The 19805-nt window shown below is 68.7% G+C and carries 18 protein-coding genes, 1 tRNA gene and 1 pseudogene; 8 read left to right on the top strand and 12 right to left on the bottom strand.

Annotation, left to right across the window (positions count from 1 at the left end):
- Positions 1 to 33: 33 nt before the first annotated feature.
- On the bottom strand, positions 34 to 510 hold the full coding sequence (locus ACIQ1T_RS09420; protein WP_395944288.1) for an RNA pyrophosphohydrolase: 477 nt from the start codon (positions 508 to 510) through the stop codon (positions 34 to 36).
- Between the two features lie 100 nt (positions 511 to 610).
- On the bottom strand, positions 611 to 1801 hold the full coding sequence (locus tag ACIQ1T_RS09415) for a divergent polysaccharide deacetylase family protein (RefSeq protein ID WP_395944456.1): 1191 nt from the start codon (positions 1799 to 1801) through the stop codon (positions 611 to 613).
- 286 nt (positions 1802 to 2087) lie between these two features.
- Between ACIQ1T_RS09415 and ppc the strand changes: the two genes are divergently transcribed.
- Together ppc and ACIQ1T_RS09405 are read left to right on the top strand one after the other, a co-directional pair.
- On the top strand, positions 2088 to 4787 hold the full coding sequence (ppc, locus tag ACIQ1T_RS09410) for a phosphoenolpyruvate carboxylase (protein ID WP_395944287.1): 2700 nt from the start codon (positions 2088 to 2090) through the stop codon (positions 4785 to 4787).
- A gap of 139 nt (positions 4788 to 4926) precedes the next feature.
- The gene (locus ACIQ1T_RS09405) at positions 4927 to 5268 is read left to right on the top strand and encodes a UrcA family protein (protein WP_395944286.1); all 342 of its coding nucleotides are present in this window, start codon (positions 4927 to 4929) and stop codon (positions 5266 to 5268) included.
- Between the two features lie 37 nt (positions 5269 to 5305).
- On the opposite strand, the gene ACIQ1T_RS09400 is transcribed toward ACIQ1T_RS09405, so the two are convergent.
- Positions 5306 to 6271: a magnesium and cobalt transport protein CorA gene (locus tag ACIQ1T_RS09400; RefSeq protein WP_395944285.1), complete on the bottom strand. Its 966-nt coding sequence runs from the start codon at positions 6269 to 6271 to the stop codon at positions 5306 to 5308.
- Between the two features lie 117 nt (positions 6272 to 6388).
- Positions 6389 to 8575, bottom strand: coding sequence for a M3 family metallopeptidase (locus tag ACIQ1T_RS09395; protein WP_395944284.1), 2187 nt, complete (start codon positions 8573 to 8575; stop codon positions 6389 to 6391).
- A 118-nt stretch (positions 8576 to 8693) separates the two neighbouring features.
- On the opposite strand from ACIQ1T_RS09395, the gene ACIQ1T_RS09390 reads away from it, so the two are divergent.
- Positions 8694 to 9551, top strand: coding sequence for a glutamate racemase (locus tag ACIQ1T_RS09390; protein ID WP_395944283.1), 858 nt, complete (start codon positions 8694 to 8696; stop codon positions 9549 to 9551).
- Between the two features lie 166 nt (positions 9552 to 9717).
- On the opposite strand, the gene ACIQ1T_RS09385 is transcribed toward ACIQ1T_RS09390, so the two are convergent.
- The 5 genes from ACIQ1T_RS09385 to argH form a co-directional block, all read right to left on the bottom strand.
- Positions 9718 to 10704, bottom strand: a complete 987-nt coding sequence (locus ACIQ1T_RS09385) for a cation diffusion facilitator family transporter (RefSeq protein ID WP_395944282.1) — start codon at positions 10702 to 10704, stop codon at positions 9718 to 9720.
- A 91-nt stretch (positions 10705 to 10795) separates the two neighbouring features.
- Positions 10796 to 11425, bottom strand: coding sequence for a hypothetical protein (locus ACIQ1T_RS09380; RefSeq protein WP_395944281.1), 630 nt, complete (start codon positions 11423 to 11425; stop codon positions 10796 to 10798).
- A gap of 73 nt (positions 11426 to 11498) precedes the next feature.
- Entirely contained in the window at positions 11499 to 12773 is a 1275-nt protein-coding gene (gene lysA, locus ACIQ1T_RS09375; protein WP_395944280.1) for a diaminopimelate decarboxylase, read from the bottom strand.
- Between the two features lie 6 nt (positions 12774 to 12779).
- A complete protein-coding gene (locus ACIQ1T_RS09370) occupies positions 12780 to 13022 on the bottom strand; it encodes a hypothetical protein (RefSeq protein WP_395944278.1) in 243 nt (80 codons plus the stop codon).
- Positions 13019 to 14455 carry an argininosuccinate lyase gene (gene argH / locus ACIQ1T_RS09365; protein ID WP_395944277.1) on the bottom strand — a complete coding sequence of 479 codons (1437 nt, stop codon included), beginning with the start codon at positions 14453 to 14455 and terminating at the stop codon, positions 13019 to 13021. The genes ACIQ1T_RS09370 and argH overlap by 4 nt, the downstream gene beginning before the upstream one ends.
- Between argH and ACIQ1T_RS09360 the strand changes: the two genes are divergently transcribed.
- The gene (locus ACIQ1T_RS09360) at positions 14454 to 15110 is read left to right on the top strand and encodes a TlpA family protein disulfide reductase (RefSeq protein ID WP_395944276.1); all 657 of its coding nucleotides are present in this window, start codon (positions 14454 to 14456) and stop codon (positions 15108 to 15110) included. The two genes, argH and ACIQ1T_RS09360, sit on opposite strands and share 2 nt — an antisense overlap.
- Before the next feature lie 9 nt (positions 15111 to 15119).
- Here ACIQ1T_RS09360 and ACIQ1T_RS09355 read toward each other — a convergent pair whose 3' ends face one another.
- The 3 genes and pseudogenes from ACIQ1T_RS09355 to ACIQ1T_RS09345 all read right to left on the bottom strand — a co-directional run bounded on the left by ACIQ1T_RS09355 (position 15120) and on the right by ACIQ1T_RS09345 (position 16199).
- Positions 15120 to 15428 (bottom strand): hypothetical protein, encoded by a 309-nt coding sequence (locus tag ACIQ1T_RS09355; RefSeq protein ID WP_395944275.1) that lies wholly within the window; start codon positions 15426 to 15428, stop codon positions 15120 to 15122.
- Positions 15429 to 15603: 175 nt separating this feature from the next.
- Positions 15604 to 16062 (bottom strand): annotated as a pseudogene (locus ACIQ1T_RS09350) (NUDIX domain-containing protein); the annotation flags it as partial.
- Positions 16063 to 16122: 60 nt separating this feature from the next.
- Positions 16123 to 16199 (bottom strand) — tRNA-Met (locus ACIQ1T_RS09345).
- A 183-nt stretch (positions 16200 to 16382) separates the two neighbouring features.
- On the opposite strand from ACIQ1T_RS09345, the gene ACIQ1T_RS09340 reads away from it, so the two are divergent.
- The 4 genes from ACIQ1T_RS09340 (at position 16383) to ACIQ1T_RS09325 (ending at position 19673) form a co-directional block, all read left to right on the top strand.
- Complete coding sequence (locus ACIQ1T_RS09340) at positions 16383 to 17630, top strand: PQQ-dependent sugar dehydrogenase (protein ID WP_395944274.1); 1248 nt, start codon at positions 16383 to 16385, stop codon at positions 17628 to 17630.
- A gap of 59 nt (positions 17631 to 17689) precedes the next feature.
- A complete protein-coding gene (locus tag ACIQ1T_RS09335; RefSeq protein ID WP_395944273.1) occupies positions 17690 to 17911 on the top strand; it encodes a hypothetical protein in 222 nt (73 codons plus the stop codon).
- Positions 17912 to 17971: 60 nt separating this feature from the next.
- Positions 17972 to 18361: a VOC family protein gene (locus tag ACIQ1T_RS09330; RefSeq protein ID WP_395944272.1), complete on the top strand. Its 390-nt coding sequence runs from the start codon at positions 17972 to 17974 to the stop codon at positions 18359 to 18361.
- A gap of 106 nt (positions 18362 to 18467) precedes the next feature.
- Positions 18468 to 19673, top strand: coding sequence for an acetyl-CoA C-acetyltransferase (locus ACIQ1T_RS09325; RefSeq protein WP_395944271.1), 1206 nt, complete (start codon positions 18468 to 18470; stop codon positions 19671 to 19673).
- Positions 19674 to 19805 lie beyond the last annotated feature (132 nt).

The raw sequence follows: 19805 nt of genomic DNA, 5'->3' as shown, positions 1-19805 counted from the left end.
ACCGGAAAGGGCGGCGTTCGCGCCGCCCTTTTTCTATGCCGCCAGGTGCGCGAAGGCGGCGACCACCCGCTCGTAGGCCGGCCGTTTGAACGGCACGATCAGGTCGCAGGCGTCCGTCAGCGGCCCCCAGCGCCAGGCGTCGAACTCGATCTCGTCGTCGGCGCCCAGATCGATCTCGGCCTCGTCGCCGGTGAAGCGGAAAGCGAACCACTGCTGCTTCTGGCCGACGAAGCCGCGCCAGGCCTTGGCGTTGTTCATCGCCTCGGGCGGGAAGTCGTACAGGATCCAGTCCTCGGTCCGGGCCAGGAATTCGACCGAGGTCACGCCGGTCTCCTCCTTCAGCTCGCGCAGGGCGGCGGCCGCCAAATCCTCGCCCTCGTCGACGCCCCCCTGCGGGAACTGCCAGTTATGCGGGCCGGGCGTGGCGTGGCGCTGGCCGTACCAGACCAGGCCGTCGCGATTGAACAGCACGACCCCGACGTTGGGGCGATAGAGGGTCAGGTCGGTCATGGCGGTGGGGCGTCAGTGAAGCGTGCTGGTGCTGGTGAGCAAGGATGGGGCGGATCTATGTCAGCGCTCACTAGCACTAGCACTCTTCACCCCAATCCCGTCACCGTCCCGGACGCTGGGTCATGGCCGAAGCGGGCGCCAGCTGCAGGCCGCGCTGCTCCAGACCGGCGGTCCAGCGGGCGGCGGCCTCGACCGTCACCGGATAGGAGAAGCCGGTCCCCAGGGCCGAGCCGCGCAGCTTGGCCTGGGCCTCCAGACTGTTCAAGGCGGCGATGATGGCGGCGGGCGACTGGGTCTGGTCGATGACCTTGTCGGCGCTGGCCCTGGCCCAGGCGCCGGGGCGGCGCTGGAACGAACCGTCGTCGAGGAAGGCCACGCCGCGCTGGCGCAGCGCCGTCAGGAAGGCGCCCATGCCGACGTCGGACGTCGCGAACCGGTCCCCCAGATAGTTGGTCACGCCGAAATAGCCGGTCGCCCGGCCCAGCAGCCAGTCCAGCTTGGCGTTGACGTCGTCGGGCCCGCCGTTGACCAGCAGGGTGTAGGGGCCGGGATCATTGTCGGGATAGCCGCTCGGCTCCATCGGCATTTCCAGCATGACCTCGTGGCCTTGGGCGCGGGCCTGGTCGATCCAGGACTGCAGATTGTCGGCATAGGGCACGAAGCTGAGAGTCACTTCCGGCGGCAACCGTTCAATGGCCGCGCGGGTGGTCACGGCGTTCAGGCCCAGGCCGCCGACGATCAGGGCCACGCGCGGCTTGCCGTTCGAGCGGAACGGCCGGGCATAGGCCTGGGCCGGAACGCGGCCGTCCGGGGCGATGATCGGCAGGGGGCCGCTGGGTCCGGGCTGGGACAGGCCGGCGATCGGCGCCTTGGTCAGGGGCGAGGCGACGTGGACCGGGGCGGTGTAGTTGGCGCCGCCGGCGACGGTCGCCCCGTCCGGCAGGGTGATGACGGCCTCGCCGCCCGCCGCCCCGGACGGATCGCCGGTTCCGGTCAGGTCCTGATATAGGCCCATCGCTCCCATGGAGAAGGCCTCGAACCCGGTCGGCGCCGGCGCTGGCGCGGCCTCTTCCCTATGCAGGGCGATGCGGGCCGAGGGGGTGCCGGCGCGCGGATCGCCCAGCACCGTCAGGAACAGGGCGCTGGTCGACAGCAGGAACAGACCGGCCAGGCCCGCAATGACCGGCGGCTTCTTCAGCGCGGCGACGACGGGCTTCAGGCTCGGCTTGCCGCGCGCCGAAGGCGCGGAGCCTGCGGTGGCGGCGAGAGCGGACTGGCGTTTGGCGAACATGGGCACGGGGCGGAATCCTTCACCCCCATTGTGGCGCCGAGCCGGTTAAGAAAGCCTAACGCGGATTCACCATGATCTCGGGTCGGTGAGGAGTGCTGGTGCTGGTGAGTCGTTCGAGACGGCCAGCAGCGCCCACGCCTTTCGACTCACTAGCACTAGCACTCATCACCCCTGGCGCTCCACCCGCCACCGTCCCTATCGGCGGCTGTCACGGATCGTGCGTTGACGCGGGGCGTTTCGACCGTTCCAGATGCGATTTCTCCCGCCAAGCTTCAGGACGTTCCACATGATGAACCCGGTCGCCGACGACGCCCTGCGCGAAGAGGTCCGCCTGCTCGGCGGACTGCTGGGAGACGTGATCCGCGACGAGGGCGGGCAGGAGCTGTTCGACCATGTCGAGGCGGTGCGTCAGGCCTCCATCGCCTATCACCGCGACCCCGCCTCCCATCCGGCCAAACGACTGGAGAAGCTGCTGACCGCCATGTCGGTCGATCAGGCGGCGGGTCTGGCCCACGGCTTCGCCCTGTTCTCCCTGCTGGCCAATATCGCCGAGGACCGGGCCACCCGCAGGCGCGCCCAGGACCAGGCCGAGGCCGGCGCCCGCCCCGACACCCCCGAAGGCGCCCTTCAGCGTCTCGCGGAACAGAAGATCGACAAGGCCGCCGTTCGCGCCCTGCTGGACGAGGCCCTGATCTCGCCGGTCCTGACCGCCCACCCGTCCGAGGTGCGGCGCAAGAGCGTCATCGACCGGATCGCCGCCATCTCTGAAATTCTGGACGCCTGCGACCGGGCCGGCGACGCCTGTTCCCCCGCCCTGCTCGACGCCCCGCTGCGTCGCCAGATCCTGATCCTGTGGGCCACGCGCCTGGTCCGCACCCAGGGGCTGGTGGTGCAGGACGAGATCGACACTGTCGTCTCCTTCCTCGACCGCATCTTCCTGCGGGTCGCGCCGAAACAGCTGTCGGCCTGGCGCCGCCTGCTGGAGGCGCCGGACCTGCAGCCCTTCATGCGCGTCGGCACCTGGGTCGGCGGCGACCGCGACGGCAATCCGAACGTCGACGGTTCGGTCCTGACCGCCGCCTTCCGCACCCAGTCGCGCGCCGTCCTGGCCTATTATCTGGACGAGACCCACGCCCTGGGCGCCGAGCTCAGCCTCGCCGCCGAACTGGCCCAGGTCTCGCCGGAACTGGCGGCCTTGGCCGACGCCGCCCACGACCCGTCGCCGCACCGGGCGGACGAGCCCTATCGCCGCGCCCTGACCGGGGTCTACGCCCGCCTCGCCGCCACCTACGAAAAACTGGGCGGCACGCCTCCGCCGCGCCGCGCCGCCGTCGAGGCCGCCCCCTATCCCGGCCCCGACGCCTTCGAGGCCGATCTGAAGATCCTGCACGACAGTCTGGTCTCCCACCACGGCGGCGTCTTCGTCGACGACCGGCTGGGCGACCTGATCACGGCGGTCGAGATCTTCGGCTTCCACATGGCCACCCTGGACCTGCGCCAGAACTCCGACGTCCACGAACGGGTCGTCGGCGACTTGCTGAAGGTCGCGGGCGTCTGCCCCGACTACAGCGCCCTGGACGAGGAAGGCCGGCTGAAGGTGCTGGCCGCCGAACTGGCCTCGGGCCGGCTGCTGTTCAGCCCCTATGCCGACTACGCCGACGAGACCTTGAAGGAGCGCGGCATCCTCCAGGCCGCCGCCGCCGCCCTGGCCGCCTTCGGCCCCCAGGCCATCCGCACCCATATCGTCTCCAAGACCGACGCGGCCTCGGACCTGCTGGAGGTCTATCTGCTGCTGAAGGAGGTCGGCCTCTATCGCCCCGAGGATCCGGCCGCCTGCCCGATCCAGGCCGCCCCCCTGTTCGAGACCATCGAGGATCTGCGCGCCGCCCGCCCGACGCTCGAACGCCTGCTGCAGGAACCCTCGGCCCTGACCGTGGCCCAGGCGCGCGGCGTGCAGGAGGTGATGATCGGCTATTCCGACTCCAACAAGGACGGCTCCTATCTGACCTCGGGCTGGGAGCTGCACGAGGCCTCGCGCGCCCTGGTCGAGGTGACGCAAAAGGCCGGGCTGAAGCTGCAGCTGTTCCACGGTCGCGGCGGCACGGTCGGGCGCGGCGGCGGCTCGTCCTTCGCCGGCGTCCTGGCCCAGCCCGAGGGCACGGTCCAGGGCCGGATCCGCACCACCGAACAGGGCGAGGTCATCGCCAACAAATACGGCGAGCCCGAGATCGCCCACCGCAACCTCGACGCCCTGACCTGCGGCGCCGTTCTGGCCTCGCTCGGCAAGGGCAAGGACCAGGCCTTCACCGCCGAACACGGCGCCACCCTGTCGGACCTGTCGGCCCGGTCGATGGCCGCCTATCGCCGGCTGGTCTACGAGACCGAGGGCTTCGTCGACTATTATCGCGCCGCCACCCCCATCGCCGAGATCGCCGATCTGAAGATCGGCTCGCGCCCGTCGTCGCGGACCGCCTCGACCCGGATCGAGGATCTGCGCGCCATTCCCTGGGTGTTCAGTTGGTCGCAGAGCCGGGTCATGCTGCCCGGCTGGTTCGGCTTCGGCTCGGCGGTCCAGGGCAAGGACATGGCCGAGTTGAAGGGCATGGCCGAGGCCTGGCCCTTCTTCCGCACCCTGGTCCAGAACATGGAAATGGTCATGGCCAAGTCGGACATGACCATCGCCCGCCGCTATTCGACCCTGGTGCCCGATCCGTCGCTGGCGGCCCGCATCTACGGCGAGATCCGCGACGAGTGGCAGCGCACCCACGACGCCATCCTGGCCATCACCGGCCATGACGCCCTGCTGGGCGGCCAGCCGGAGCTGGACCGACTGATCCGCCTGCGGATGCCCTATGTCGAGCCGCTGAACCACGTCCAGATCGAGCTGATCCGCCGCCGTCGCGCCGGGGACGAGGACCCGCGCGTCCGCGAAGGCATACTGCTGGCCATCAATGGCGTGGCGGCGGGACTGCGCAACAGCGGCTAATCCGAGACACAACTCTAACGGAGATTTAATCCGCCTGTCTCGGATCAGCGGTCGAACCCTCACGCCCCTGTCGCACAACACGTCTATTGCGCCTTCGTCGCCGCCTCGAGCGATTATGTTTCACACCAGGAGCAAAGTGATGAAGGTTCTCCCCCGCGTTCTCTTCGCCGTCGCCGCCCTGTCCGCGTCCGTCGCTGCCCCCGCCATGGCTCAGGAAGCCCGGATCGCCTTCAGGGACCTGGACCTGTCCTCGGCCGCCGGCGCCGCCGCACTCGACACCCGCATCGACCAGGCCGCCGCCGACCTGTGCCGCAACTACGCCGCACCGGGCAGCCGCATCATCAACCGCCAGGCCTGCCGCGCCGCGGTTCAGGCCGAAGTGATGCAGCAACTGCCGCGTTCGCGTCAGATCGACTACGCCCGCGCCCCGCGCGGCGCCCGTCAGGTCGCCCAGGTCGTCGGCCTGTACGTCCAGAGCTGATCTCGGGTCCGGCGAAGGGCGCTCGTCCTTCGCCGGCCTACAGCCATTTGGTGCGCTTGAAGGTCACATACAGACCCGCGCAGACCACCGCGATCAGGCCCAGCACATAGGCGTAGCCGTAGCGCCAATGCAGCTCCGGCATGAATTCGAAATTCATGCCGTAGATGCCGGCGATGGCGGTGGGCACAGCCAGCAGCGCGGCCCAGGACGCCAGTTTGCGGGTGATCACGCCCTGCCTCTGCTGCTCCAGCAGATTGGCCACTTCGAACACCGAGGACAGGATTTCCGTCAGCCCGTTCAACCGGCTGTTGACCCGCCGCACATGGTCGCCGACGTCGCGGAAATAGGGGCGGACATTCGGGTCGATACAGGGCAGGTCCAGCGACTGCAGCTTGCCCGCCACCTCCTCCATCGGCCCCAGGATGCGGCGGAACTTCAGCAGTTCACGCCGCAGGGTGAACAGGCGCTTGATCTCGTGGCGCGACAGGAAGGCCTCCAGCGCCCTCTGTTCGATCTCCAGCACCGCGTCCTCGGAATGATCGACGATCGGCACATAGGCGTCGACGATAAAGTCCAGCACCCCGTGCAGCACGAAGTCCGGCCCGGCGGCCAGTTGCTCGGGCGAGGCTTCCAGCTGGGTCCGCAGCGCCTTGTGCGACCGGGCCGAGCCGTGGCGGATGCTGATGGCGTGGTCGTCGCCGATGAAGATATGGGTCTCGCCGTAGCTGATATGGTCGTCGATCTTCTCGGCGGTGCGGGCGGCGACGAACAGTTCGTGGCCATAGACCTCGACCTTGGGCATCTGGTGCGCGGACAGGGCGTCCTCGACCGCCAGGGGGTGCAGCTTGAATCGCTTCACCAGGATGTCGAACTCGGCGTCGGTCGGTTCGTACAGGCCGATCCAGACGAACTCGCCCCGCCCCAGCTTCAGCCCTTCGTCCGTCAGCGTCGCCTCGCGCACGCGGCGGCCGTCGGCATAGACGTAGGAGGCGACGACAGTCATGGGCGATCTCACGGCGATTGCTGCGCCAGACTTAGGGCAGATCGTCGTCAAACGAAACGGCCGACGGATCGCTCCGCCGGCCGTCTGTCAGATGAAGCTCTCGAGCCTCAACCCCTCTTAGGAGACCGGGAAGCCCCGAACCTTCAGCAGGGCCGCCACATCCGGGTCGCGACCGCGGAAGGCGCGATAGGCCTCGGCCCGGTCCGTGGTGTTGCCCGGCGCCAGCATGATCGACTTGAAGCGACCGGCGATGTCCGGATTGAAGACGTCGCCCGACTCCTCGAAATAGGCCCAGGTGTCGGCGTCCATCGTCTCCGACCAGAGGTAGGAGTAGTAGCCGGCCGAATAGGCGTCGCTCGTGAACAGGTGATTGAACTGCGGCAGGCGGTGCCGCATCACGATCTCCTTGGGCATGCCGATCCGAGCCAGGCTCTCGCGCTCGAAGGCGTCGATGTCGGTCGGCGGCACGGCCTGGGTGTGCAGATCCATGTCGACGATGGCCGACGACAGATAGCTGACGGTCGCATAGCCCTGGTTGAAGGTGTTGGACGCCTCGATCTTGGCGACCAGTTCGGCCGGCATGGCCGCGCCCGTCTGATAGTGCTTCAGATAGCCGTCCAGGATCGGCCGGCTCAGCACCCAGTGTTCGTGCACCTGCGACGGATATTCGACGAAGTCGCGCGGCGTGTTGCCGTAGGACGGATAGGTCACCACCGACGAGAAGTAGTGCAGGGTGTGGCCGAACTCGTGGAACAGGGTCTCGGCGTCGTCCAGCGAGATCAGCACCGGCTCGCCCGGCTCGGGCTTGGTGAAGTTGTTGTTGTTCGAGCCCAGGATGATCTTGGAGCCGTCCAGGGTCGAGAAGGACCGGTAGGTGGTCATCCAGGCGCCCGAACGCTTGCCCGGACGGGCGTAGTCGTCGGTGTAATAGAGGCCGATCTGGCGGCCCTTGGTCTTGTCGTGGACCTCATAGACCTCGACGTCGGGCTCGAAGGTGGTGATCGTCCCCTTCGGCAGCTTCTTGAAGGTGAAGCCGTACAGGCGTTCGGCCATGGCGAAGGAGCCGGCGCGGACGGCGTTCAGCTCGAAATAGGGCTTCAACTGGTTCTGATCGAGGTCGTACTTGGCCTTGCGGACCTTCTCGGCGAAATAGAGGTAGTCCCACGGCTCGATGTCGAAACCGGCGATCGCCTTCATATCGGCGACCTCCTCGGCGACGCGGGCCTTGGCCGGGGCCCAGACGCGGTCCATCAGGGCCTGGGCGTTGGACGCCGTCTTGGCCATGGTGTCCTGCATCCGCAGTTCGGCGTGGTTGCGATAGCCCAGCAGTTTCGCCCGTTGATCGCGCAGCTTCACGATCTCGGCGATGGTCGAATTGGTGTCGTTGGCGTCGCCGTTGTCGCCGCGATTGACGAACTTCTTCCAGACCTGCTCGCGCAGGGCCCGGTCGTCGGCGAAGGTCAGGAACGGATCCACAGCCGAACGGGTGTTCAGGATGGCCCAGCCCTGCAGGTTGCGGCTGCGCGCGGCGCCGGCCGCAGCGGCTTTATTCGAGGCCGGCAGACCGGCCAGGCCGGCTTCGGCGGCGATCAGGGTCCAGCTGTTCTCGTCGGCCACCACCTTCTGGCCGAAGCGGGTGAAGGCGTTGGACAGGGCGGTGTTGATCCGGCCCAGTTCGGCCTTGCCGGCGGCGTCCAGATTGGCGCCCGAACGGACGAAGGCGTCGCGGCGACGCTCGGCCAGACGCTTCTGCTGGGCGCTCAGGCCGGCCGCATCGGCGGTGTCGGCGACGGTCTTGATGCGCTGGAACAGGGCTTCGTTGAAGGTGATCTCGTCCGAGGCGGCCGACAGGATCGGCGACAGTTCGGTGTCGACGGCGTCATAGGCCTCGCCGCCGATGTTGGAGGTCATCACGCCATAGATGTTCGACGCGCGGTCCAGCGGCTCGCCGGCCAGTTCCAGCGCCGCCATGGTGTTGGCGAAGGTCGGGGCTTCCGGATTGTTCGCGATGGCGGCGATGTCGGCGCGCTGCAGCTCGATGCCTTCCAGCATGGCCTCGCGCAGCTTGGCCGGGGTCACCTTGTCGAACGGCGGGGTGCCGTCATACGAGCCGGTCCAGGGCTGCAGCAGTTCGGCCTTGGGCGTGGCGGCCGGGAAGACGGCGCGGGCCAGACGGGCCTCTTCGGCGATGTCCATCGGGGCGGCGCCGCCCGTGGCGGTCCCGCCGGTCGAGGCCCCCGTCGTAGCGCAGGCGGAAAGGGCCATCAGGCTGCCGCCCGCGATGAGAAGCTGGCGTCTGTGCATGGAATGCTCCGTAGGAAAATCATGTCGGATATACACTTAGGCCCCCGAAACAGGATCGTCACCTGACGGAGCCGTAATCTCTGTTGGATGCGTCGTCGCACTGTTCTAAAGCCCGGTCATGGCCATTGGTGTTTTCGACTCCGGCGTGGGCGGCCTGACCGTCCACCGCGAACTGACGCGGCGCTTTCCGCAACGCGACTTCATCTATCTGGCCGACCAGGCCCACGCCCCCTATGGCGGGCGCGGCGGCGAGGATATCGTCGAACTGACCAAGGCCGGGTGCGAGCGCCTGTTCGAGGCCGGCGCCTCCCTGGTCGTCCTGGGCTGCAACACCGCCAGCGCCATCGCCCTGCGTCGCCTGCAGCAGACCTGGCTGCCCGGCCTGCGCGAACGCCTGGGCCGTCCGGTCAATATTCTGGGCATCATCGTCCCGACCATTGAGGCCGCCACCGGCAAGCCCTGGAGCTTCGAGGCCGAGCGCCCGGTGGAAGGGGAAAAAGTCGAGGCCATTGCTGTCACCGGCGTCTTCTGCACCGCCGCCACCGCCATCAGCCGCGTCTATGAGATCGAGATCGACAAGCGCCGCGAGGACATCGCCGTCTTCAGCGAGCCCTGCCCCGGTCTGGCGGGCCTGATCGAACTGGGCGCCCCGCCGGAGGAGCTGAAGGTGGTGGTCGACGACCATGTCGACGCCCTGCGCCGTCGCATCGGCCGTCATCCGGACAAGGCCATTCTGGGCTGCACCCACTACGAGATCGTCGCCGAACTGTTCGCTCAGGCCCTGCCGGCCGGCACGGTGCTGATCAACCAGCCGACCGCCGTCGCCGACGCCCTGGAACGCTATTTCGCGGCACACCCGGAATACGAACTGGGCGACAGCGGCCGCCGCGACTTCCTGACCACCGGCGCCGCCGGACCGCAGTCGGAGATGGTGGCCCAGTTCTGGGGCGCGCCCCTGACGTTCGAGCGCGCCTGATCTCTTAGTCGTCCGTCATCCTAGGCCTTGGGCCTAGGATCCAGAGACGCGGACCTACCCGCGCGAAGAAGAACGGCGACGCCGGTCTTCCAAATCATGCACCGGGCGTATGGATCCTAGGCGCAGGGCCCAGGATGACGACGTGATAAAGAGAGATGCGCCACTCTCAACAGCCCGGGCAATCCGGCAGGGGTTCGCTCTCCAGCTGAAGCGTCGTGTGGCCGATGGAATGGCGCTTGGCCACGGCCTGAGCCTCCATCAGCAGGGCCGCGCCGTCCTCGCGGTCGTGGACCAGATGGGCGGTCAGGGCCGTCTCGGTCGTGGACAGGGCCCAGACGTGCAGATCGTGCACCGCCCGGACGCCGGGCAGCCCCGTCAGCGCAACCTCCAGCCCCGCCACATCCACCTCGGCCGGGGCGCCGTCCATGGCCAGATTGACCGAGTCCTTCAGCAGGCCCCAGGTCGACCACAGGATGACGGCGACGATCACCAGACTGACGATCGGATCGACCAGCGACCAGCCGGTCATCATGATCAGGCCGCCCGCCAGGACCACGCCCAGCGACACCCCGGCGTCGGCCATCATGTGCAGATAGGCGCCCCGGGCGTTCAGGTCGTGCTGGGACTTCATGAACAGCAGGGCCGTGCCCAGGTTGATGACGAAGCCGATCCCTGCCACCGCCATGATCAGGCCCGACCCGACCGGGGCGGGCTCGGCGAAGCGGCGCACGGCCTCGAAGGCGATGGCGCCGCAGGCGAAGATCAGCAGCAGGGCGTTGCCCAGGGCCGCCAGCACCGTCGCCTTGCCGAAGCCGTAGGTGCGACGGCCGCCCGCCGCGCCGTGCGCCCCGCGCCGCGCCAGCCAGGCCGCGCCTCCGGCCATGGCCAGACCCAGCACGTCCGAAAGATTATGCCCCGCGTCGGCCAGCAGCGCGGTGGAATCTGCGATCAGGCCGGCGCCGAACTCGCAGGCGACGAAGGCCAGATTGACGACCAGGCCGACGGCGTAGCGCCAGTCGCCGGTGTCCACCGGACCGTGGGCGTGGCCATGATGGCCGTGACCGTGATGATGCCCATGCGAATGACCCTGGCCGTGATCATGATGGTGGCCATGATCGTGGTGGTCGTGGGCGTGATCGTGCGAGGCGCTCATGGGGTTCGGCTATACGCCCTTTCGAGGAACGGCCAAGCCGCTACATGATAACGCCTTGAATGTTATCGTATAATATTCGCCGACACGGGCGTCAGTGCTGGTGCATGGCGACGATCAGCCCCAGGCCGATCAGGGCCACGCCCAGCACCGCCCCTTCATAGCGCGCCCACCGCTCCAGCCGCAGGATGGAGGCGCCGGCGCTGGCCAGGGCCGTGAACACCGCCATGCCGGCGATGGTGCCGACCGCAAAGACCAGGGTCAGCAGGGCCAGGGCGGCGAAACCCTCGGACGCCGAGGACAGATAGATGGGCAGCAGCACCTCGCCCGGCGACACGGCCATCATGGCCACCAGGCCCAGGAAGGCCGTCTTGTCCGACACGGCCGGATCGGCGACATCCATCGCTGGCCCGCCCGCCGTCGCCGGCCGTTTCAGCGTGGCGCGCGCCAGATAGAAGGCGCCGAACAGGAACAGCAGCACCGCCGCCAGATGGGGCAGCAGACCCTCGATCCACTGGTCCAGCGCCAGACCCGCCGCCACGATCAGGCCGCCGACCACCGCCGTCGTGGCGATATGGGCCAGACCGGCCGCCACGACCGCCGTCAGCACCCTGGGCGCCCGCCAGCCCTGCGCCCGCCCGACCAGGGTGAAGGGCAGCCAGTGGGTCGGCAGGGCCGCGTGCAGGAAGGCGGCGACGAAGCCGCCCCCCAGCAGGGAAAGCATCACGGACTGTTCGGGGACGGGCGACATGAGCGGCCCTATAGCGTGTTACTTTATAACGGTCGAGCCGAATTCGTCACAGCCAGTCGGCGAAGGGCTCCCGATCCAGCATCTCCTCATAGGTGGGACGCGGCCGGATCACCGCCCACTGGTCGCCGTCGACCAGGACCTCGGGGACCAGGGGACGAGAGTTGTATTCGCTGGCCATCACCGCCCCATAGGCGCCGGCGCCGGTGAAGACGACCAGATCCTCGGCCTCCAGGGGCGCCAGGTCGCGGTCGCGGGCGAAGGTGTCGCCGGTCTCGCACACCGGTCCGACCACGTCATGCGGCAGCAGGTCCCCGCCGCGCGGATTGACCGGCTGGATGTCGTGAAAGGCGTCGTAGAGGGCCGGACGCATCAGGTCGTTCATGGCCGCGTCCAGCACCAGGAAGCGGCGCCCGTCGGACCGTTCGTTGACCTGGATCACCTGGCTGAGCAGCACCCCGGCGTTGGCGGCCAGCAGACGGCCCGGCTCGAAGGCGGCCTCGACGTCCAGACCGTCCAGCACCCGCGCCGCCATGGCGACGTATTCGGCCGGCGACGGCGGTTCGGTCCCGCCGGAGTAGGGCACGCCCAGACCGCCGCCCAGATCCAGACGCGTCACAGCGTGACCCTGGCTGCGCAGGTCGCGGGTCATGCCGACCAGCACCCTGAAGGCGGATTCCAGCGGGGTCAGGTCGGTGATCTGGCTGCCGATATGGCAGGCCAGGCCCACGGGGGTCACATGGGGCGAGGCCGAGGCGCGGGCGTAGAGCTCCATCGCCTCCTCGACCGGCACGCCGAACTTGTCGCCCTTGCCGCCGGTGGTGATCTTGGCGTGGCCGCCGGCGCCGACGTTCGGATTGACCCGCACGGCCACGGCCGGCGAGGCGTCCATCAGGGCCGCGACCTCGATCAGCCGGTCCAGTTCGGCGCCGGATTCGATATTGATCTGTCGCACGCCGACGCTGATGGCGAAGGCCATCTCGATATCGGTCTTGCCCACGCCGGAGAAGATGATCCGGTCGGCCGGAATTCCCGCCGCCAGGGCCCGGCGGATCTCGCCTTCCGACACCGTGTCCGCGCCCGACCCCAGCTTGGCCAGGGTGGCCAGGACCGACAGATTGGAGTTGGCCTTGACCGCAAAGGCGATCAGGGCCTCGCCCAGGGCGTCGCGGTGGGCGTCGGCGGCCGTGCGCAGCAGGCCGTAATGCCGCTTCAGCGTCGCGGTCGAATAGACATAGACGGGCGTGCCCACCTCGTCGGCGATCAATTCCAGCGGCACGCCCTCGGCATGGAGGGCGCCGTCCTTCAGGTCGAAATGGTGCAAGGCGGCCTAGCGGGGATCGTTCTGGGCGGCCGTGCCGCCGATGGGATTGGAGGGGCCGCCGTCGATCGGGATGCTGCTGGACGGGCGGTTGATGGTGGCCGGTTCGGGCAGGCCGGGGGCGCGGCTGCCGCGCGGCGCCCGCTCGGTCTCTCGCACCGGCGATTCCAGGTCGGCCATGCGGCCGCAGGCCGAGGTCAGAAGGGCGAGCGCGCCCGCGACGATCAGGGTCTTTTTCCCAAGGGCTTTCACAGGCGCTGCCTCCAGTCGGCGATACGCGCGCGGACCTGTTCCGGCGCGGTGCCGCCGAAGCTCTGGCGGCTTTCGCACGAAGCCTTGGCGGTGAGGACCTTGTAAACCGCTTCGGTGATCCCCGGCTCCAGTTTCTGCATTTCTTCCAGCGGAAGTTGCGACAGGTCCACGCCCAGGCTCTCGGCCCGTTTCACCGCCGCCCCGGTCACATGGTGCGCCTTGCGGAAGGGCAGGTTCAGTTCGCGCACCAGCCAGTCGGCCAGATCCGTGGCGGTCGAGAAGCCGGCGCCGGCCGCCGCCGCCATCCGCTCTGTGTTCGGCTGCAGGGCCGAGACCATGGCCGTCATGGCGACCAGGGCCAGGTCCAGGGCGTCGAAGGCCTCGAACACCGGCGGCTTGTCCTCCTGCATGTCCTTGGAATAGGCCAGGGGCAGGCCCTTCATCACCGTCGACAGGGCGACCAGCGAGCCCATGATCCGGCCGGTCTTGGCCCGCACCAGTTCGGCGGCGTCGGGATTGCGCTTCTGCGGCATGATCGACGAGCCGGTCGTCAGGTCGTCGGGCAGGGTCGCAAAGCCGAACATCGGCGTCATCCAGACCACGATCTCTTCCGCCAGCCGCGACAGGTGGCCCGCCGTGATCGAGGCGGCGGCCAGGCTCTCCAGGGCGAAGTCGCGATCCGACACGGCGTCCAGCGAGTTCGCCATCGGCCGGTCGAAGCCCAGTTCCGCCGCAGTCATATGGCGGTCGATGGGGAAGGGCGAACCGGCCAGGGCCGCCGCGCCCAGCGGGCTTTCGTTCATCCGGGCGCGGGCGTCGGCGAACCGGCCGGCGTCGCGGCCGAACATCTCGACATAGGCCATCAGATGGTGACCCAGGGTCACCGGCTGGGCCGTCTGCAGATGGGTGAAGCCGGGCATCAGGTCGCCGGCGTGCTGTTCCGCCCGGTCCAGCAGGGCCGCCTGCAGCGCCTTCAGCTGGGCCACGCTGCGATCGGCGGCGTCGCGGACCCACAGGCGGAAGTCGACCGCCACCTGGTCGTTGCGGCTGCGCGCCGTATGCAGCCGGCCCGAGGGCTCGCCGATCAACTCATTGAGGCGCGCCTCCACATTCATGTGGATGTCCTCGAACTGGTCGCGGAAGGGGAAGGTCCCGTCCAGGATCTCGGCCTCGATCGCATCCAGCCCGCCCAGAATGGCCTCGGCGTCGGCCTGGGCGACGATCCCCTGCTTGGCCAGCATGCGGCAATGGGCCCGCGATCCGGCCAGATCCTGGGCCCACAAACGTTTGTCCACGCCGATGGAGACGTTGATCGCCTGCATGATCTCGGCCGGCTTGGACGAGAAGCGACCGCCCCACATGTCTTGACCCGCAGGCTTCGCCGGGGCCTTAGAAGCATTGGTCTGGGCGATATCGGAGGCGGCGTCTGTCATGAAGGGCTCGAGAAAGGCGATCTGGGCGGTCGTCGGCGCGGTCGTGGCGATCAGCACCATCGCCGGCGCCGGCGGAATGGCGATTTCGCTATACGCCAATCATCGCCAGAACGCGCAACCCTCGTCGGCCCCCGTCGAAGAAAGCGATCTGGCCCGGTTCGCCGTCGGCCCCCTGGCCGCGCTGGATACGCCGGTCGCGCTGACCCGTGCGCCCAATCATGTCTTCCGCGACCGGACCGGCACGGCGGTGCGGTTCTCGACCTTCCAGGGCAAGGTGGTCCTGGTCAATCTGTGGGCCATGTGGTGCGCGCCCTGCCGCACCGAAATGCCGACCCTGGCGGCCCTGGCCCGGCATTATCAGACCAACGAGGATCTGATCGTCCTGCCGATCAATGTCGACGCCTCGGCCGACGCCCAGGCCGACGCCAAGAGCTTCATCGACGTCCACGAGCCCCTGCCGCTCTATACCGACGTCAAGTTCCAGCTGCCGTTCGAGTTTCCGGGCAAGGGCAAGATGCCCCAGACCATACTGCTGGACCGCCGGGGCAATATCCGCGCGACCTTCTCGGGCGAGGCGGACTGGAACAGTCCCGAGGCCCACGCCCTGATCGACGCCGTCCTGGCGGAAGGCGCGCCGAGCACGCCCGCCGCCTGAACCAAGGGTCTAATGCCTGTCGGGAACCCGCTCGTCGGTCGCCGGATCGACGGCGCCCGGCTTGCCCTGGGCGGCGGCCTCGGCCTGGTTCTCTTCCAGTTCGTTGGCGGCCTTGCCGGCGCCGGTCTCGACCGCCTGGGCCGCCTTCATCGCGCCGGACTCGATCACCTCGCCCGCCTGGGCGGCGACCTCGCCGGTCCGGTCGGCGGCGGCTTCGGCATGGACTTCGGCCTTGTCCTGCTCGGACTGGGTGCAGGCGGCGGCGCCCAGGGCGAGGGCGGCGGTCGCGGCCAGCAGGGCCTTCGTACGGATGGTCACGGCGTTTCTCCGGTCTGTTGATCGTCGGCCGAAGAACGCCGCAGGCGGCGCCGGGTTGCGCGAACGCCGGTCGCCCGCGTGAGGTCGCCGCGCCGAACAGATCGGGGCGCTTCAGCCGCAGGTGCAGGACCAGGGCCAGGGTCTTCAGATCCGTAAGCTCGCCGGAGTCCGCCATCCGCGCCAGTTCGGCCAGCGACAGTTCGACCACCTCGATATTCTCGTACTCGCTGGCCAGGCCGCCGCCCGCGCCGGTGCGGGCCGCCTGCGAATAGGCGCCGACGAACAGGGCCAGCCGTTCCGTCGAGACGCCCGGCATGGAGAAGGGATTCCCGACCAGCTCCAGTTCGGTCAGTGCGGCGCCGACCTCCTCCATCGCCTCGCGTCGTGCGGCCGTCTCGGCGTCCTCGCCCGGGTCGATCAGGCCGGCGGGCGCCTCCAGCAGACGCGGATCCGGCGCGCCGGACAACAGGACGCCGTTTCTCAGCTGGCGCACCAGCAGGGCCGTGCGCCGCTCCGGATCATAGGGCAGGACGGCCGCCGCCACGCCGTGATCCTCGATCTCGCGCACGACCTGGGTTCCGTCATCCAGTTCGATGGTCGCCTGACGAAAGGTCGACCAGCCCGAATGCAGCATCTTGAAGGAGAGGATCTTGGCCATGGCGTCGGCTTAGCACGGCCGGGGCGAAGAGGAAGGTGGTGACTGGAGGCGGGATCGAACCGCCGACCTGTGGGTTATGAATCCACCGCTCTAACCATCTGAGCTACCCAGTCCCGGGCACTCGCGCGACCGAGGTCCAGCGCGAAGAGGCGTGCCTATATCGCCGTCGGGCCTGCGGTTCAAGTCGTGTCTCGCCTCATTGTGCGGCGATTGGGCGCAAGACGGGCGCGAACCGGAACGGTAACCGGGAAGCCTGCGTTTCCGCGCCGCCCGTTCCCCTGCCCGAGCTTGTCATCATGCGTTTGTTCGCCGCCGCCGCCTCGACCTCCCTTCTCGTCCTCGCCGCCGCCTGCGGGGCCAGTGGAGAAAGCGCCCCCGCCCAGGGCCAGAGCCAGGACCAGACCGGCGCGCCGCTGGAGACCCGTCCCGCCAACAATCCCGAACAGCAGCCGGCCTTCCCTGGTCAGACCCGCGCGCCGGGCGTCAGGACCGCACAGGCCCTGACCCATACGGTCGTCGCCTCGGGACTGGAGCATCCGTGGGGCCTGGCGGCCCTGCCGGACGGTCGCTGGCTGGTGACGGAAAAGCCGGGCCGGATGCGGATCGTCTCGGCCCAGGGCCAGGTCGGCGAACCGATCCAGGGCCTGCCCGCCGTCGATGCGCGCGGCCAGGGCGGCCTGCTGGACGTGATCACAGGGCCGGGCTTCGCCCAGGACCGGATGATCTACTGGAGCTATGCGGAACCGCGTGACGGCGGCAACGCCACCTCGGTCGCGCGCGCCCGCCTGTCCGACGACGGGACGCGGGTCGAGGCCGTCCAGGTCATCTTCCGCGCCCTGCCCGTCTATGACGGCGACAAGCATTTCGGATCGTCCCTGGCCTTCGCCCCGGACGGCAAGCTGTTCATCACCCTGGGCGAACGCTCCGACAGACCGATGCGGCCCCAGGCCCAGGATCTGTCTTCTCATATGGGCAAGACCATCCGCATCAACGCCGACGGCACGGTCCCGCAGGACAATCCCTTCGTCGGCCGCCCCGGCGCCCTGCCCGAGATCTGGAGCCTGGGCCACCGCAACGTCCAGGGCGTCGCCGTCCAGCCGGGCACGGGCGCGATCTGGACCATCGAACACGGCACGCGCGGCGGCGACGAGGTCAATCTGGACAAGGCCGGCGCCAACTACGGCTGGCCCGACGCGGCCTACGGCGTCGAATATGCGGGCGGCCAGATCAACAGCGGCGCCACCCGGAAGGACGGCACGGAACAGCCTGTCTATTACTGGGATCCGGTCATCGCGCCGGGCGGGGCGACCTTCTACCAGGGCGCCATGTTCCCCGGCTGGGACGGCGATCTGCTGGTCGCCGGACTGAAGGAGAAACACATCGCCCGCCTGGTGATCGAGAACGACCGCGTGGTCGGCGAGGAGCGGTTGCTGACCGATCTGGGCGAACGGGTCCGAGACGTGGCGATCGGGTCGGACGGCGCCGTCTGGGCCATCACCGACGAGGCGAACGGCAAGCTGGTCAGGTTGGCGGTCGCGCAGTAAGCTGAGGACGCCGGGGGGCCTGAGACGATCTGTCGTCGTCCTTGCATCAGGAGACTGTTTTGCGTTTCTTCATTCTGGCCATGGCGTCGCTCGCCCTCGCCGCCTGTGCGACCGGCGCGACCGACAAGACCAATACCTATGGCGCCGAGTTGAACCGCCTCGAGGCGGAGTGCACGGCCCGGCAGGGCATATTGATCGCCACGGGGACGCAGAGCGGATTTCCCGCCCGCGACCACGCCTGCCGGATCACCGGCGGCGCGAGCCGGATTCCCCAGAACTGATCGCCGCACGGCGCCACCGAACATGAGATGGGGCGTTCTCCAGAGCCGGAGGAACGCCCCATGCTCGACCATATCGGCCTCGCCGTCCGCGACATCGCCCGGTCCCGGACCTTCTATGAAACGGCGCTCGCGCCGCTGGGTTACGCGGTCGTCGCCGTCATTCCGCCCGAGGACAACAGCTCCGGCGGGACGGCGGTGATGTTCGGCGTGGACGGCGAACCCGACTTCGTCATCGCCGACAACGAAAGACCGGGCGAGGGCAATCATGTCGCCTTCCGCGCCGACAGCCGCGCCGCCGTCGACGCCTTCCACGCCGCCGCCCTGGGCGTCGGCGGTCGCGACAACGGCCCGCCCGGCCTGCGCGCCCGATACGGGCCGAACTATTACGCCGCCTTCGTGTTCGATCCCGACGGGTTCAATGTCGAGGCGGTCTGCCACGCGACGGAATGACCGGGCGGTCTGGCGCCCGGTCACACGGCTTATTACTTGACGTTGACGTAAACGTAGGGTTCTTGGCCTCCACGCTTGGAACCGTCCTTATTGGAGACCGACTCCCATGGCTGACGCCTATATCTACGACGCCGTCCGCACCCCGCGCGGCAAGGGCAAGAAGGACGGGTCTCTGCACGAGATCACCGGCCTGAGCCTGGCCACCCAGGTTCTGGAGGCCCTGCGCGACCGCAACGACCTGGACACCTCCAAGGTCGACGACGTCATCCTGGGCTGCGTCACCCCCGTGGGCGAGCTCGGCGCCGACATCGCCCGCACGGCGGTCCTCTCGGCCGGCTGGTCGCAGGACACGGCGGGCGTCCAGATCAACCGCTTCTGCGCCTCGGGCCTGGAAGCCGTGAACATCGCCACGGCCAAGGTGAAGTCCGGCGAGGCCGATTTCGCCGTCGGCGGCGGCGTCGAGGTCATGAGCCGCGTGCCCATGGGCTCGGACATGGGCGCCTGGCCGACCGATCCGGCGGCGGCCTTCCCGACCTATTTCGTGCCCCAGGGCGTGTCGGCGGACATGATCGCCACCAAATACGGCTTCAGCCGCGACGACGTGGACGCCTATTCGGTCGAGAGCCACAAGCGCGCCGCCAAGGCCTGGGCCGAGGGCCGGTTCAAGAACTCCGTCATCGGCGTCAAGGACCAGCTGGGCCTGACCATCCTCGATCATGACGAAACCATTCGTCCGAACACGGACATGCAGGCCCTGGGCGGCCTGAACCCCTCCTTCGCCATGCTGGGCGAGCTTGCCTTCGACAGCGTGATCAACCAGCGCTACCCCGAGGTCGAGCGGGTCAACCACGTCCACACCCCCGGCAACTCGTCCGGCATCGTCGACGGTTCGGCCGGCGTCCTGATCGGGTCGCTGGAGGCCGGCAAGGCCCTGGGCCTGAAGCCGCGCGCCAAGATCCTGGGCGGCGCGTCGATCGGTTCTGAGCCGTCGATCATGCTGACCGGTCCGGAATATGTGACCCGCAAACTGCTGGGCAAGCTGGGCATGACGCCCGACGACATCGACCTGTGGGAGCTGAACGAGGCCTTCGCCGCCGTCGTGCTGCGCTACATGCAGGCCCTGAACATCGACCACGCCAAGATGAATGTGAACGGCGGCGGCATCTCCATGGGTCACCCCCTGGGCGCCACCGGCGCCATGATCACCGGCATCGCCCTGGACGAGCTGGAACGCTCGAACAAGTCGACCGCCCTGGTCACCCTGTGCATCGGCGGCGGCATGGGCACCGCCACCGTCATCGAACGCGTCTGATCCATTGCTCCCCCATTGGGGGAGCTGTCAGCGAAGCTGACTGAGGGGGCCGGCCCCATCGCCGGTGTCTGCGGTGGGGGCCCCCCACCCCCTCCGCGGGCCCCCCCCCCCCCGGGGGGGGGTCAGGGTGAT

Source organism: Brevundimonas sp. (assembly GCF_044336875.1).
Taxonomy (GTDB): Bacteria; Pseudomonadota; Alphaproteobacteria; order Caulobacterales; family Caulobacteraceae; genus Brevundimonas.
This window is presented reverse-complemented; position numbering and strand designations above follow the sequence as displayed.

Coding starts and splice junctions, on each gene's coding strand:
- ACIQ1T_RS09395 (WP_395944284.1), bottom strand. CDS start 8,575: ATGCACAGACGCCAGCTTCTCATCGCGGGCGGCAGCCTGATGGCCCTT.
- ACIQ1T_RS09400 (WP_395944285.1), bottom strand. CDS start 6,271: ATGACTGTCGTCGCCTCCTACGTCTATGCCGACGGCCGCCGCGTGCGC.
- ACIQ1T_RS09415 (WP_395944456.1), bottom strand. CDS start 1,801: ATGTTCGCCAAACGCCAGTCCGCTCTCGCCGCCACCGCAGGCTCCGCG.
- ppc (WP_395944287.1), top strand. CDS start 2,088: ATGATGAACCCGGTCGCCGACGACGCCCTGCGCGAAGAGGTCCGCCTG.
- ACIQ1T_RS09420 (WP_395944288.1), bottom strand. CDS start 510: ATGACCGACCTGACCCTCTATCGCCCCAACGTCGGGGTCGTGCTGTTC.
- ACIQ1T_RS09330 (WP_395944272.1), top strand. CDS start 17,972: ATGCTCGACCATATCGGCCTCGCCGTCCGCGACATCGCCCGGTCCCGG.
- ACIQ1T_RS09325 (WP_395944271.1), top strand. CDS start 18,468: ATGGCTGACGCCTATATCTACGACGCCGTCCGCACCCCGCGCGGCAAG.
- ACIQ1T_RS09405 (WP_395944286.1), top strand. CDS start 4,927: ATGAAGGTTCTCCCCCGCGTTCTCTTCGCCGTCGCCGCCCTGTCCGCG.
- argH (WP_395944277.1), bottom strand. CDS start 14,455: ATGACAGACGCCGCCTCCGATATCGCCCAGACCAATGCTTCTAAGGCC.
- ACIQ1T_RS09360 (WP_395944276.1), top strand. CDS start 14,454: ATGAAGGGCTCGAGAAAGGCGATCTGGGCGGTCGTCGGCGCGGTCGTG.
- ACIQ1T_RS09385 (WP_395944282.1), bottom strand. CDS start 10,704: ATGAGCGCCTCGCACGATCACGCCCACGACCACCACGATCATGGCCAC.
- ACIQ1T_RS09340 (WP_395944274.1), top strand. CDS start 16,383: ATGCGTTTGTTCGCCGCCGCCGCCTCGACCTCCCTTCTCGTCCTCGCC.
- ACIQ1T_RS09380 (WP_395944281.1), bottom strand. CDS start 11,425: ATGCTTTCCCTGCTGGGGGGCGGCTTCGTCGCCGCCTTCCTGCACGCG.
- ACIQ1T_RS09390 (WP_395944283.1), top strand. CDS start 8,694: ATGGCCATTGGTGTTTTCGACTCCGGCGTGGGCGGCCTGACCGTCCAC.